Source organism: Paraburkholderia heleia NBRC 101817, assembly GCF_000739775.1.
Lineage (GTDB): Bacteria > Pseudomonadota > Gammaproteobacteria > Burkholderiales > Burkholderiaceae > Paraburkholderia > Paraburkholderia heleia.
This window is the reverse complement of sequence record NZ_BBJH01000044.1, coordinates 45,470-59,589: the sequence shown is the minus strand read 5'-3', so window position 1 is coordinate 59,589 and position 14,120 is coordinate 45,470. Positions and strand designations below refer to the sequence as shown.

11 protein-coding genes and 1 pseudogene are annotated in these 14,120 nt (G+C 64.2%); 4 read left to right on the top strand and 8 right to left on the bottom strand.

Annotation, left to right across the window (positions count from 1 at the left end; translation table 11 throughout):
- Positions 1-136 precede the first annotated feature (136 nt).
- The 6 genes from BHE01S_RS39330 to BHE01S_RS29830 form a co-directional block, all read right to left on the bottom strand.
- On the bottom strand, positions 137-463 hold the full coding sequence (locus tag BHE01S_RS39330; protein WP_083245612.1) for a hypothetical protein: 327 nt from the start codon (positions 461-463) through the stop codon (positions 137-139).
- A 93-nt stretch (positions 464-556) separates the two neighbouring features.
- Complete coding sequence (locus tag BHE01S_RS29850; RefSeq protein ID WP_042270373.1) at positions 557-1,780, bottom strand: ribonucleotide-diphosphate reductase subunit beta; 1,224 nt, start codon at positions 1,778-1,780, stop codon at positions 557-559.
- A 554-nt stretch (positions 1,781-2,334) separates the two neighbouring features.
- Positions 2,335-5,325 carry a ribonucleoside-diphosphate reductase subunit alpha gene (locus tag BHE01S_RS29845; protein ID WP_042270368.1) on the bottom strand — a complete coding sequence of 997 codons (2,991 nt, stop codon included), beginning with the start codon at positions 5,323-5,325 and terminating at the stop codon, positions 2,335-2,337.
- 560 nt (positions 5,326-5,885) lie between these two features.
- Positions 5,886-6,494, bottom strand: coding sequence for a 1,6-anhydro-N-acetylmuramyl-L-alanine amidase AmpD (gene ampD / locus BHE01S_RS29840; protein WP_174479540.1), 609 nt, complete (start codon positions 6,492-6,494; stop codon positions 5,886-5,888).
- A 26-nt stretch (positions 6,495-6,520) separates the two neighbouring features.
- Positions 6,521-6,841, bottom strand: coding sequence for a PP0621 family protein (locus BHE01S_RS29835; protein WP_042270364.1), 321 nt, complete (start codon positions 6,839-6,841; stop codon positions 6,521-6,523).
- Between the two features lie 22 nt (positions 6,842-6,863).
- On the bottom strand, positions 6,864-7,805 hold the full coding sequence (locus BHE01S_RS29830) for a cytochrome C assembly family protein (RefSeq protein WP_042270362.1): 942 nt from the start codon (positions 7,803-7,805) through the stop codon (positions 6,864-6,866).
- 117 nt (positions 7,806-7,922) lie between these two features.
- Between BHE01S_RS29830 and ffh the strand changes: the two genes are divergently transcribed.
- A complete protein-coding gene (ffh, locus tag BHE01S_RS29825) occupies positions 7,923-9,290 on the top strand; it encodes a signal recognition particle protein (protein ID WP_042270359.1) in 1,368 nt (455 codons plus the stop codon).
- Positions 9,291-9,437: 147 nt separating this feature from the next.
- Complete coding sequence (locus tag BHE01S_RS29820) at positions 9,438-9,989, top strand: hypoxanthine-guanine phosphoribosyltransferase (protein ID WP_042270358.1); 552 nt, start codon at positions 9,438-9,440, stop codon at positions 9,987-9,989.
- An 86-nt stretch (positions 9,990-10,075) separates the two neighbouring features.
- Here the strand turns inward: BHE01S_RS29820 and BHE01S_RS29815 are convergent, their stop codons facing one another.
- Positions 10,076-10,675 carry a MarC family protein gene (locus BHE01S_RS29815; RefSeq protein ID WP_042270356.1) on the bottom strand — a complete coding sequence of 200 codons (600 nt, stop codon included), beginning with the start codon at positions 10,673-10,675 and terminating at the stop codon, positions 10,076-10,078.
- 35 nt (positions 10,676-10,710) lie between these two features.
- A complete protein-coding gene (locus BHE01S_RS29810; RefSeq protein ID WP_042270354.1) occupies positions 10,711-12,447 on the bottom strand; it encodes a proline--tRNA ligase in 1,737 nt (578 codons plus the stop codon).
- A gap of 265 nt (positions 12,448-12,712) precedes the next feature.
- Between BHE01S_RS29810 and BHE01S_RS29805 the strand changes: the two are divergent.
- Positions 12,713-13,246: pseudogene (locus BHE01S_RS29805) on the top strand (RNA pyrophosphohydrolase); the annotation flags it as partial.
- Positions 13,247-13,530: 284 nt separating this feature from the next.
- On the top strand, positions 13,531-14,100 hold the full coding sequence (locus tag BHE01S_RS29800) for a CNP1-like family protein (RefSeq protein ID WP_042270370.1): 570 nt from the start codon (positions 13,531-13,533) through the stop codon (positions 14,098-14,100).
- The last annotated feature ends 20 nt before the right edge of the window (positions 14,101-14,120 follow it).

The following is a 14,120-nucleotide window of genomic DNA, read 5'->3' as shown; positions in this document are numbered from 1 at the left end:
GACCGCGACCTTCTTCGCAGCGGCCTTCTTCGCCGGAGCGGCCTTCTTCGCTGCAACCTTCTTCACTGCGGCCTTCTTCGCCGCCGGTTTCTTCTTGGCAGTAGCCATTTTTTTCTCCTTCAGGTTCAGATGAGAGTCAGTTCAAACTACACCCTTCGTCAAAACCCGCTTCCCGCGAACGCTTCTCACGGCGCACGCTGCGAAGCGGGCTATTCATCGGCGTACGCTGATCCCGCGCGCTTACGCTAATGAATGCGGTAAGGCGCGCCGTGCCACGAGGCACAGCGCGCCAGGTCATTCCGGCGTCGGCTACCGACACCGGGCAACGTTCGTTGAAAGCGGCGGCCTCACGACACGCGAAGCCTGCGCGCTTTTCCGGGGGGAAGTTTGCCCATCCCTCTGAAGGGTTTGCAAAGTGCCTGTCACGTCGGTGAGCCAACCTGGCTCCGGGCATGCTTTGCATCAGGCGTTCCTGCTCCTAATCATCATGCCGGTCGAAGCGCCTGCACGGCGCCTCGCGGCAACCCCAAAAGACTTGCACCGCAGTGCGCCCAGGTCACTCCCAGGACAGCGCACCGCCCGTCTGATATTCGATCACGCGCGTCTCGAAGAAGTTGCGTTCCTTCTTCAAGTCGATCATCTCGCTCATCCACGGGAACGGATTCTCTTCGTTCGGGAACAGCTGATCGAGACCGATCTGCTGGCAACGGCGGTTGCAGATGAAGCGCAGATAGCTCTTGAACATCGATGCGTTCAGACCGAGCACGCCGCGAGGCATGGTGTCCTCGGCGTAGCGGTACTCGAGGTCGACCGCATGCCTGAACAGTTCGGTGATCTCCGCACGGAACGCAGGGGTCCACAGGTGCGGGTTTTCAAGCTTGATCTGGTTGATGAGGTCGATGCCGAAGTTGCAGTGCATCGACTCGTCACGCAGGATGTACTGGTATTGCTCCGCTGCGCCGGTCATCTTGTTCTGGCGGCCGAGCGCGAGAATCTGCGTGAAGCCGACATAGAAGAACAGGCCTTCCATGATGCAGGCGAACACAATGAGCGACTTGAGCAGGCTCTGGTCGGCTTCGAGCGTGCCGGTCTTGAACGACGGATCGGTCAGCGTATGGATGAACGGGATCAGGAACTCGTCCTTGTCGCGGATCGACTTGACCTCGTGGTACGCGTTGAAGATCTCGCCTTCGTCCAGACCCAGCGACTCGACGATGTACTGGTAGGCGTGCGTGTGGATCGCCTCTTCGAACGCCTGGCGCAGCAGGAACTGGCGGCATTCGGGCGCCGTGATGTGCCGGTAGGTGCCGAGCACGATGTTGTTCGCGGCGAGCGAGTCGGCGGTCACGAAGAAGCCGAGGTTGCGCTTGACGATGCGGCGCTCGTCCTCGGTCAGACCGTTCGGGTCCTTCCACAGGGCGATGTCGCGGGACATGTTGATTTCCTGCGGCATCCAGTGGTTCGCACAGCCCGCCAGGTATTTTTCCCAAGCCCACTTGTACTTGAACGGGACCAACTGATTCACGTCGGTCTGGCCGTTGATGATGCGCTTGTCGGCGACATTCACGCGCGCTTCGGTCGAGACCGGCGCTTGCGGCGGCGGGGCGACGGCGAAGTCGCTGGCGAAGATGTTGGTCGCCGTGGAAGCCTGAGGAGCGGAACGCAGACCAAACTGCACCTCGGCAGCCTGGACAGCCTGACCCGCGGGGTTGCGCATTGCGTTTTGCTGCGCACCGCTCGACGGAGTTACGGCCGTGATCTCGTCATCCCAGTTGAGCATAAATGTCACCATCAATTTAGATCGGTTTGTACCATCTTTTCGTGAGCGATAAAAGGGTTCGCACACGAAAAATCCTGTTTTCGATTCGCGTTGCGACCTCGATACAACACTTTGTTGTCGCTCTGTGTCGATTGCATCGCGTGAGCACTGTGTAGAGAGCACTGATTCGTCGTGCTCACTTCGCATGTGCGATGTGCTTCGAAGGTCTTCGCGACATCGAGAGCGTGTGTGAAAGACGGTGTTCGCCGCGCGCTTTTCGCTTGCGCTGCGAGTGCGTTTTCACGCGCCGCTCACTGCTTGCCGCGCGCGGCGCTGGAGGCTCGCGCGGCCTTGAGTCTTGTCCCTGCGAGAAACTCCAGGGATTCCTTCCTGTTGCCTCTTTCGCGTACTGCAACGCGCGTGGCGCGAGTTGCCGGGGGAGTCGGCGCGCATTGCGCGCGCCTCTTTCGTTGTTACATCTCGCTACGACCGCTTCGACTACTGTTTACTACTGATGCTTCGGTCCTCGCATGATGCGAGCGGCGTTGCACCGCACGCATCATGCGCAGCCGGCTTTACTGGCAAGCCTCGCACTCTTCGAAGCCGGGGTCGCCCGGACGCATCATGCACACCGGACCCTCTGCTTGCGGCGCCGCTTCAACCGCGGCTTGCGGGGCGGCCTGCATCTTGGTCGCCCCTGCTGCACCGCCGAACGCGCCGCCCGTTGCGCCGCCGAATGCGCCGCCTGCATTGCCGCCACCTTCGCCGCCCGTCGGCACGGCGTTGAGCGCGCCATGCGCAACCGTCGACTTCTCGACGTGCGTCGCCGCCATCGTGCGCAGGTAGTACGTGGTCTTCAGGCCGCGCACCCATGCGAGCTTGTAGATTTCGTCGAGCTTCTTGCCCGACGCGCCCGCCATGAAGATGTTCAGCGACTGCGCCTGGTCGATCCACTTCTGACGACGCGATGCGGCTTCGACGAGCCACGTCGGGTCGACTTCGAACGCCGTTGCATACACAGCGCGTAGATCGGCCGGCACGCGATCGATGCGCGAGAGCATGCCGTCGAAGTACTTCAGGTCGGCGACCATGACTTCGTCCCACAGGCCGCGCGCCTTCAAGTCGCGCACCAGGTAGTCGTTGACCACCGTGAATTCGCCCGAGAGGTTCGACTTCACGTAGAGGTTCTGGAACGTCGGCTCGATGCAAGGCGACACGCCGATGATGTTCGAGATGGTCGCGGTCGGCGCGATCGCGATGCAGTTCGAATTGCGCATGCCGTGCGTCGCGATGCGCTCGCGCAGCGCCGTCCAGTCCATCGACTCGCTCGAGTCGACTTCGACGTAGCCGCCGCGCGCTTCGGCGAGCAGCTTGAGCGTGTCCTGCGGGAGGATGCCGCGATCCCACAGCGAGCCGCGGTAGGTCGAGTAGCGGCCGCGCTCGGCTGCCAGCTCCGTCGACGCCCAGTACGCGTAGTAGCAGACGGCTTCCATCGAGCGGTCGGCGAACTCCACGGCTTCCTGCGAAGCAAACGGCGTGCGCAGAACGTGCAGGCAGTCCTGGAAGCCCATGATGCCCATGCCCACCGGACGGTGCTTCAGGTTCGAGTTGCGCGCCTTCGACACCGCGTAGTAGTTGATGTCGATGACGTTGTCGAGCATGCGCATCGCCACGCTGATGGTGCGCTTGAGCTTGTCGTGGTCGAGCGCGTACGTGCCGTCGGCCTGCTCCACCATGTGCGCGACGAGGTTCACCGAGCCCAGGTTACACACGGCGATTTCGCTGTCGCTGGTGTTCAGCGTGATTTCCGTGCACAGGTTCGACGAGTGGACGACGCCTACGTGCTGCTGCGGCGAGCGGATGTTGCACGGATCCTTGAACGTGATCCACGGGTGACCCGTTTCGAACAGCATGCCGAGCATCTTGCGCCACAGTTGCGCGGCCGGCAGCTTCTTGAACAGCTTGATCTCGCCGCGCGCGACCTTCTCTTCGTAAGCCGTGTAAGCCTGCTCGAACTCGGCGCCGAACTTGTCGTGCAGATCGGGGCAGGTCGAGGGCGAGAAGAGCGTCCAGTCGCCGCCTTCCATCACGCGCTTCATGAACAGGTCGGGAATCCAGTTCGCCGTGTTCATGTCGTGGGTGCGGCGGCGGTCGTCGCCCGTGTTCTTGCGCAGCTCGAGGAATTCCTCGATGTCGAGGTGCCACGATTCCAGGTAGGCGCACACCGCGCCCTTGCGCTTGCCACCCTGGTTCACGGCGACAGCCGTGTCGTTCACGACCTTCAGGAAGGGAACCACGCCTTGCGACTTGCCGTTGGTGCCCTTGATGTGCGAACCGAGCGCACGCACGCGCGTCCAGTCGTTGCCCAGACCGCCGGCGAACTTCGAGAGCAGCGCGTTGTCCTTGAGCGCTTCGTAGATGCCGTCGAGGTCGTCGGCAACCGTCGTGAGGTAGCACGACGAGAGCTGCGAGCGGTGCGTGCCCGAATTGAACAGCGTGGGCGTGGACGACATGAAGTCGAACGACGAGAGCACGTTGTAGAACTCGATCGCGCGCGCTTCGCGGTCGATCTCGTTGAGCGAGAGGCCCATCGCGACGCGCATGAAGAATGCCTGGGGCATTTCGATGCGCGTGCCGCCGACGTGCAGGAAGTAGCGGTCGTAGAGCGTTTGCAGGCCGAGGTAGCCGAACTGCAGGTCGCGGCTCGCGTCGAGCGCGTTGCCGAGACGCTTGAGGTCGAACTGCTGGAGCTTGTCGTCGAGCAGGCCCGCTTCCACGCCGCGCTTGATGAACTGCGGGAAGTAGTCGGCGTAGCGCACGGCCATTTCGGCTTGCGTCACTTCCTCTTCGAGAATTTCGCGACGGATCGTGTGCAGCAGGATGCGCGAGGTCACCTGGCTATACGCCGGGTCCTTTTCGATCATCGTGCGCGCAGCGAGGATGGCCGAGTCGTAGACCTGGCTCATCGGCACGCCGTCGTACAGATTCTTCACCGTCTCCGCGACGATCGGCTCAGCGTTGACCGCGTCGCCGAGACCGTCGCACGACGAGTCGATCAGCGCGCGCAGCGCACGCATGTCGAGCGGGCGCGTCACGCCGTTGTCCGTGACGTTGATGCCGGGCGCTGCGGGCGCTGCCGTCTCCACCGCGTGCGCGCGCTCCTGGTTGCGCTTCTCGCGATACAGCACGTAGGCGCGCGCGACGTTGTGCTCGCCGCCGCGCATCAGCGCGAGTTCGACCTGATCCTGGATGTCTTCGATATGGAACGTGCCGCCGTTCGGACGGCTGCGCACGAGTGCGCGCACGACGTTCTGCGTGAGCTGCTCGACGAGTTCGCGAATGCGCGCCGAAGCCGCGCCCTGGCCGCCGTTCACGGCGAGGAAGGCCTTCGTCATCGCGATCGCGACTTTCGAAGGCTCGAACGACACCACGCTACCGTTGCGGCGAATCACCTTGTGGTCGGCGAACTGCTGCGCGCTCGTCTGGCCGTCCTGCGGTTGGCCACCCAGCGTGTGCGCGGCAGGCGCGCCTTCATACCGGGTCGAGACGTTATCGGTCGTTTGCATGTGCAAAGCTCCTGGGTCCTGGAAAGGTGCGAAGAGAGTTCGCGGATTAGTACGGACGCCGACGCCGCGCCCCCGAGTGCGCGATCGATCGGGCAGAGAAAAAAGTCCAGCCTGGCGAGGCTGCCGGATGCGACAAGGCAGATGAAATACGGACAGCTTCGGTCTTCATCGTGGATGTCGCGATCATTGGCTGTACCTTCTCTCTCGATTACAGCCGGTGCGCCGGTTCTCTCGGCCGACGGCACCGTACAAAGTTTCTGTTTTTTCTATGCCGGTAACGCGCGCGGCGCCGTGCTCGTGAAGCGGGGCGCCGCAGTACAACACAACATATGGTGTGAAGCCTTGTTTCGGGTACCAAGTATAGTGGAAGAAACAGTACGATCAAACGGCTTTTTTTGCTGGTCCTATCTTGACAAGGCCACAAGGCAAGCCACGCGGGGCCTGGCGGCGAATGCCCCATCGAGTGGTCTGCGAGGCGCGCGCGAAGACCCTGCGTTTGCGCGCAAGAGGTGCTTATTTCTTGTGCAGCCGGAGCGGGTTTGTGCAGGCGTTCGAGCGTGTCACGTCGCCGCGTTTTGCGCGCCGCGCCCCTGGATATAGGGGAAGCTGGCATCGGCGAGCTGCGTATCGTGTTTGAGGCGCGCCCAGTCGAAGTGCGGGCCGGGGTCGGTCTTGCGGCCAGGCGCGATGTCCGAATGGCCTGCCAGCGCCTCGATCGGATAGTGCGCGACGAGCGCCTTCACGAGCGCGGCGAGCGTGGCGTATTGCGGCGCCTCGAAGGCCGTCGTGTCGCTGCCTTCCAGCTCGATGCCGATGGCGAAATCGTTGCAGCGCTCGCGCCCGAAGAAGCTCGACGCGCCCGCGTGCCACGCGCGCTCGTCGCACGAGACGAACTGCTCGAGCGCGCCGTCGCGATGAATGACGAAATGCGCCGAGACGCGTACGCCGCGCAGGTTGGCGTCGAAGTACGGATGCGCGTCGCAGTCGAGGCGGTTGAGAAAGAGATCGGCGATCTCGGGGCCGCCGAAAACGTTGGGCGGCAAGCTGATGTTGTGAACGACGATGAGTGTCGGCACGGCGCCTTGCGGGCGGGCCTCGAAGTTAGGCGAAGGCAGGCGGCGCGCGCCGGACACCCAGCCCTGCGCGTCGACTTCGTACGCGCGAGACACTGGCAAACCTGGCGATGCAGCAGCGCTCATCGTGCGGGGCGGTCCTGGGCCGTGGTGCGCGCGTCGTAGGCGCGCGCGTGCCCGGAACTGCAGAACGAGCGCGCGCCGACATTCACCGACTCGCTGCGCGGCGCATGCACGCCGCACTCGGCGCAACGGACCATCGGCTCGGGCAGCGCAGCCTTGCCGCTCGCGCCACCATTGGCGCTGCGCGCGGCGCCCTGCCCCGGCTGCGCCCCTTGCCCCGGTTGCGTACCGGCACGCGTTTGCGTCTGCGCACGGCGCAGCGCCTTGACGAACCACTGTCCGACCACGAACAGCAGGACGAGGAGAAGAATCTGTCTCATCGGAACACGCGACTCACACGACTCACACTACAGGGCGGTGCAGCAGCACCTCGAAGACGAACCGGCTGCCCACGTAAGCGAGCAGCAAGGCGATGAACGACGCGATCACCCAGCGCAGCGCAGCGCGGCCGCGCCAGCCGGAAATCTTGCGCGCGGTGAGCAGCGCGCCGAACATCAGCCACGAAAGAATCGCGAAGACGGTCTTGTGATCGAGCGAAAGCGGCCGGTCGATCAACTGCTCGCTGAACACGATGCCCGAGACGAGCGTGGCCGTGAGGAGCACGAAGCCCGCGCCGATCAGGCGGAACAGCAGCTTTTCCATCGTCAGCAGCGGCGGCAACGTTTCGATCCAGTTAGAGAGCCAGCCGCCGCCGCGATTGCTCGCGTTGCGCTGGAAGCCGGCGCCCTTCAGGGCATGCAGCCGGCGCTCGACGGCGAGCATCAGCACCGCATGCAACGCCGCGATCGCAAAGAGCCCATAGGCGATGTTCGCGATGACGAAGTGCAGCTTGAACATCGGCGCGGCCGCATAGGGCAGCACGCGCACGCCGCCGAACACGAGCGGCAGGACCGACGCGACGGCCGCCAACGGCAGCAGCAGGAGACGCAGGCCGTCGAGCGCAAAGAAAAAGCTCTCGATCCAGTAGATGCCTGCGCCGAGCCAGAACATGGCCGACAGCGCGAAGGCGAAGCCGAACACCATTTCGTTGGCGGGGAAGATCGTCATGTGCAGGAGCACACCGTGCGCGGCGAGCGCAACGAAGAGCAGCGCGCGGGAAAGCGGGCCGAAGGTCCGCGCGCGCAGGGCGTCACCACCCAGGCCCGCGCCCGCGCCGAGCGTCACCGGAACGGGCGGCACGCTGCCGAGCAGCGGCGCGGCGCCCGCGCGGCGCAGCGCGCGCCAGTCGGCGGCGCACAATCCGCCGTACAGGAGCACGGTGAGGGCATACAGTACAATATCCATGTTCGAAGTTTACTATAGGCCCCCTGGCCGCGCGGCAAACACACAGAAGCGCGGCGAAACGCGGCGCATTCCCGTTTTTGCGTGCGCGGGCCGGGCCGCACTGCTCACCGCCTCCCCATGCTCGACACTCTCACTCAACGGATGGCGCGCGTCGTCAAGACGCTGCGCGGCGAAGCCCGGCTGACCGAAGCCAATACGCAGGAAATGCTGCGCGAGGTGCGTCTCGCCCTGCTCGAAGCGGACGTGGCGCTGCCCGTCGTGCGCGAATTCATCGCCAAGGTGAAGGAGAAGGCGCTCGGCGAGGAAGTGATCGCCAGCCTCTCGCCGGGCCAGGCGCTCGTCGGCGTGGTGCAGCGCGAGCTGACCGCCGTGATCGGCGGCGACTATGAAGGCAAGGCCGCGGAACTCGATCTCGCCGTCACGCCGCCTGCCGTCATCCTCATGGCGGGTCTGCAGGGCGCCGGTAAAACCACCACCACCGGCAAGCTCGCCAAGCTCCTGCGCGAGAAGTACAAGAAGAAGGTCCTCACCGTTTCGTGCGACGTCTATCGCCCTGCCGCTATCGCGCAGTTGAAGACGGTGACGGAACAGGTCGGCGCCGACTTCTTCCCCTCGCAGCCGGACCAGAAGCCCGTCGAGATCGCCGCCGCGGCGGTCGACTGGGCCAGGCGCCACTATCACGACGTGCTGCTCGTCGACACGGCCGGCCGCCTCGGTATCGACGAGGCGATGATGAACGAGATCACCGCGCTGCACGCGTCGCTCAAGCCGGCTGAAACGCTCTTCGTGGTGGACGCCATGCTCGGCCAGGACGCGGTCAACACCGCGAAGGCGTTCAACGACGCCCTGCCGCTCACCGGCGTCGTGCTCACCAAGCTCGATGGCGACTCGCGCGGCGGCGCGGCGCTCTCCGTGCGCCACATCACGGGCAAGCCGATCAAGTTCGTCGGCGTCGCCGAAAAGCTCGACGGCCTCGAGGTGTTCCACCCGGACCGCATGGCGAACCGTATTCTCGGCATGGGCGACATTCTCGCGCTCGTCGAGGAAGCGCAGCGCGGCGTGGATGTTCAAGCCGCGCAAAAGCTCGCCGACAAGGTCAAGAAGGGCGGCGACTTCGACCTCAACGACTTCCGCGCGCAACTCACGCAGATGAAGAGCATGGGCGGCCTGTCGTCGCTCATGGACAAGCTTCCCGCGCAGTTCCAGCAGGCGGCGTCGGGTGCCGACATGGGCCAGGCCGAGAAACAGATGCGCCGCATGGAAGGCATCATCAACTCGATGACGCCCGCCGAGCGCGCCAAGCCCGAACTCATCAAGGCCACGCGCAAGCGCCGCATTGCGGCGGGCGCGGGCGTGCAGGTCCAGGAAGTGAACCGCATGCTCAACCAGTATGAGCAGATGCGCACCATGATGAAGAAGCTCAAGGGCGGCAATCTGCAAAAGATGATGCGCGGCATGAAGGGCATGATGCCCGGCATGCGCTGATCCTGCGGGCCGCGCGGCGCACCTCGCGCGCACGGCGGCCCCGCTCGAGGCGGCGCACGACGGACCCAATGCGCGGGTTTATGCTGTAGCGCGCACCGCCGTTATTTTCCACACTTCAGTAGCGACCGCTACCTTCCCGCCAGAGTCATGAATCGCGAAGAAGCCCTGCACATTTTCCGCCACTCCGAAGAGATCGTTTCGGAAGGCGACGTCAATGCGTCGATCGGCCGGATGGCCGACGCCATCCGCGCCGAGATCAGCGAGGACTTCCCGCTCGTGCTCTCGGTCATGGGCGGCGCCGCCGTGTTCACCGGCATGCTGCTGCCGCACCTCGACTTCCCGCTCGAGTTCGATTACATCCACCTCACGCGCTACCGCAACGCGATCAAGGGCAGCGCCGAGATGCAGTGGCGCGTGGCGCCGCGCGAGTCGGTCAAGGACCGTGTGGTGCTCGTGCTCGACGACATCCTCGACGAAGGCGAGACCATGGCCGCGATTCGCGACCGCATCATGGACATGGGTGCGAAGCGTTTCCTCTCGGCCGTGTTGTGCGAGAAGACGCTCACGAAGACCAAGCCGCTGTATCCCGACTACTGCGGCTTTTCGGTGCCGGACCGCTACGTGTTTGGCTGCGGCATGGACGCCAAGGGTTACTGGCGCAATCTGCCGACCATCCGCGCGCTGACCGAAGGCGCGTGAAGCGCGCGTCCGCCTTTGGACGCACCATCGAAAAAGCAGCCCGCGGGCTGCTTTTTTGTTGCGCGCGACGCCCGCTGCACGCGGCATCAGAGGTGATGCACGAAGTTGGCGATGCCCGCGAGAATCATTTCCACCGATATCGCCACGAGCACGAGGCCCATCAGCCGCTCGAAGGCCGTCACCACGCGCTCGCCCAGCCACTGCTGGATGCGTTCCGCCATCACCAGCACGACCGCGCAGATCACCATCGTCACGACGAGCGCGGCCACCCATTCATAGAGCTTGCCGGGCGCCTGCGAGGTAAGCAGCATGACCGTGGCGAGCGCCGAAGGCCCCGCCAGCGCGGGAATGGCGAGCGGCACGATGAGCGGCTCGCCGCCCTTGTCGCCGCCGCCGAACGGGCCGCCCGGATGCGGAAAGATCATGCGCAGCGCGATGAGGAACAGCACGATGCCGCCGCCGATGCGCAGCGAGGTATCGGTGAGCCCCATCATGCGCAGGAAGCTGTTGCCGGCGACCATGAAGACGAGCAGGATCATGAACGCAATCGCGACCTCGCGCAGGATCACGATCGCGCGGCGCTGCTTGGCAACGCCGCGCAGGCAGCTGATGAAGAGCGGAATATTACCGAGCGGGTCGGTGATGAGGAGCAGCAGGACCGTAGCGGACAGAAAACTGTACTGCACGCTCGCAGCGCTCCTTTACCCGGAATGAACCGTCGTTAAACCGCGAGCGCCGCGCGGACCTTCTGCGCCGCCGTCTGCGCGGCCTCATCGGCTGCGAGCAGCGTCGCTTCGGTATCGCGGCGGCCCTGGTACTCGATCTTGCCGTCCTTCAGGCCGCGCTCGCCGATCACGAGACGATGCGGCACGCCGATCAGCTCCCAGTCGGCGAACATCACGCCCGGGCGCTCGCCGCGGTCGTCGAGAATCACGTCCACGCCCGCTTCGAGCAGTTCGTTGTAGACGCGTTCGGCGTGCTCGCGCACGAGCTCGCTGCGGTCCATGCCCATCGGGCACACGACGACCTGGAACGGCGCGATCGACTCAGGCCAGATAATGCCCTTCTCGTCGAAGTTCTGCTCGATGGCTGCACCGAGAATACGCGTGATGCCAATGCCGTAGCAGCCCATCTGCATCGGCGCGGGCTTGCCGTTCTCGGCGAGGAACGTGGCGTTCATCGCTTCCGAGTACTTCGTGCCGAGCTGGAACACGTGGCCCACTTCGATGCCGCGGCAGATGTCGATCACGCCCTTGCCGTCCGGCGAGGGATCGCCCTTCTTCACGTTGCGGATGTCGGCGACAACGGGCTCCGGCAGGTCGCGGCCCCAGTTCACGCCCGTGGTGTGGAAATCGACTTCGTTCGTGCCCACCACGAAATCGCTCATGTTCGCGACCGTGCGATCGGCGATCACCTTGACCGGCTTCTTCGTATTCAGCGGTCCGAGGTAGCCCGGGGGCGTACCGAACCACTCGACGATTTCCGCTTCGGTCGCGAAGCGAAAGCCGCTCAGGCCTTCGAGCTTGCCGACCTTGATCTCGTTCAGGTCGTGGTCGCCGCGCAGCATCAGCAGCCAGATCGTGGGCTCGGCGCCTTCGTTGTCCGTCGCGAGGATGATCGACTTGATGGTGCTCTCGAGCGGGATGCCGAGCAGCTCGGCAACTGCCTCGCACTTGGCCGCGCCCGGCGTGGGCGTTTTCGTGAGCGCCTGGGTGGGGGCGCCGCGCTGCGCGATGAGCGGCAACGCTTCGGCGGCTTCGACGTTGGCCGCGAAGTCCGAGGTCGGACAATAGGCGATGTCGTCTTCGCCCGTTTCCGCGATCACGTGGAACTCGTGCGAGCCGCTGCCGCCGATCGAGCCGTTGTCGGCCGCGACCGCACGGAATTGCAGGCCGAGACGCGTGAAGATGCGCACGTAAGCGTCGTACATCTTCTGGTACGAAAGCTTGAGCCCTTCGACGTCCTTATCGAACGAGTACGCGTCCTTCATGATGAATTCGCGCCCGCGCATCACACCAAAACGGGGACGGATTTCGTCGCGGAACTTCGTCTGCACCTGATAGAAGTTCACCGGCAGCTGGCGATAGCTCTTGATCTGGCCACGCGCGATGTCGGTGACGACCTCTTCGTGCGTCGGGCCCATCACGAAGTCGCTCTGCTTGCGATCCTTGAAGCGCAGCAGTTCCGGCCCGTATTGTTCCCAGCGACCCGATTCCTGCCACAGCTCGGCCGGCTGCACGGCCGGCATGAGCAGTTCGATGGCGCCGGCGCGGTTCATTTCCTCGCGCACGATCTGCTCGACCTTGCGGATCGAACGCAGGCCGATCGGCAGATAGTTGTAAATGCCGCCGGCGACGCGACGGATCATGCCCGCGCGAACCATCAGCTTGTGGCTGACGATTTCCGCGTCAGCGGGCGCTTCCTTCAGGGTGCCGATAAAGAAACGGGAGGCTTTCATTCAAATTATCCAAAAGCGGCGGCCCGGTGCAGACCGCCCGAAGAAGTGACCAACGGAGGAGTTCACGAACTCGCCATTATGACAACGCGCCGCGAGCCGCGCCGATGACGCCGGCCAGATTCCAGGCCGATCGCGCCCCGAGGCTGTTTTGCGCGGCCGTGGCCATTCGCTCGACTTTCCGGATGGCGGGTCACGGACGGCGGGTGCGTGAGGGCCGTTATCTGTTTATAATCAAAGCAATTTTAAAGGATTCGAAGGTGGTTGTATGCTGGATCGTGAGGGGTTTCGCCCGAACGTCGGCATCATCCTCTTGAACGCGCGAAACGAGGTGTTTTGGGGCAAGCGGGTTCGCGAACATTCCTGGCAGTTTCCGCAAGGGGGCATCAAGTATGGTGAAACCCCCATGCAGGCAATGTTTCGGGAGTTGCACGAAGAAACCGGTTTGCATCCGGAGCACGTCAAGATCGTCGGTCGCACACGCGACTGGTTGCGTTATGAGGTGCCGGACAAGTTCATCAAGCGCGAAGTGCGCGGCCATTATCGCGGCCAGAAACAGATCTGGTTTCTGCTGCGTATGGTCGGGCGCGACTGCGATATCTGCCTGCGGGCAACGGAGCATCCCGAGTTCGATGCGTGGCGCTGGAATGAATACTGGGTGCCGCTCGAAGCGGTCATCGAGTTCAAGCGCGACGTCTATCAGCTCGCGCTGACCGAACTCTCGCGCTTCCTGCGTCGGCCCGCGCCGCGTCAGGAACGCCTGGGCGCGCAGGCTCACGAGGTGCGCTACCCGCGCATCGTGACGTCGGCGCACGCGAACGCGGTGCACGCCGAGCCGTATGAGGCCGCGCCGGAAGGCGTACCCGAACGTACGCCGCGTACGCCGCGTACGCCGATCGAAAGCGATTGCGCGTCGGCGCAGAGTATCATCGAGCCTGCGCAGGACGAGCAGGATCAAGGGGCTTGAGCCAACGCAAAGAACGCCCGAACCGGCGGGGCCCGGCGCATCGCGCGCAGGGCCCCGCCGGTTCGCATTCGCGGCGCAGTTCGTTCGCAACGCGCGCCCGTGCTTCGAGGAAAACCAATTTGAAACGATTTGCTCTTGCTGCGGCTTGCGCCGCAGGCGGTGTGCTGCTTGTGTCAGGACTGGCCGCGTGCTCCAGTTCCGGTCCCACGAACAAGGACGACAGCGCGTTCGTCTACCTTCTGGACCGCAAGGGCGAATGGCAGGAAAACAAGCTCGAGGGCCTGCCGCCGCTGCCGCAGGCCGGCGCGACGCTGCTGCCGTTCGACGTCTCGAACAATTCGCCGCTCAAGTTCGCCGTCGATCCAGCTTCGGTCACGGTCGGCACGGACGGCGTCGTGCGCTACACGATCGTCATCACGAGCCCGAGCGGTGCGCGTAACGTGAACTACGAGGGAATTCGCTGCGACACTTACGAGTGGCGCCTCTACGCGAGCCTCGACGCCGATCACAACGGCTGGGACCAGACCGTCGCGAACAACTGGTCGCGCATCGAGAACGGCACGCTCAATGCGTACCAGTCGAGGCTGTATCAGGACTACTTCTGCGCCAACAAGATGCCGATCGCGAAGGCGCCGACCATCATCGAAAATCTGCGCTACGGCCGCACGCAGTCGACGCTGGTGCGTTAAGCCGCGCTACGTCATGCTGT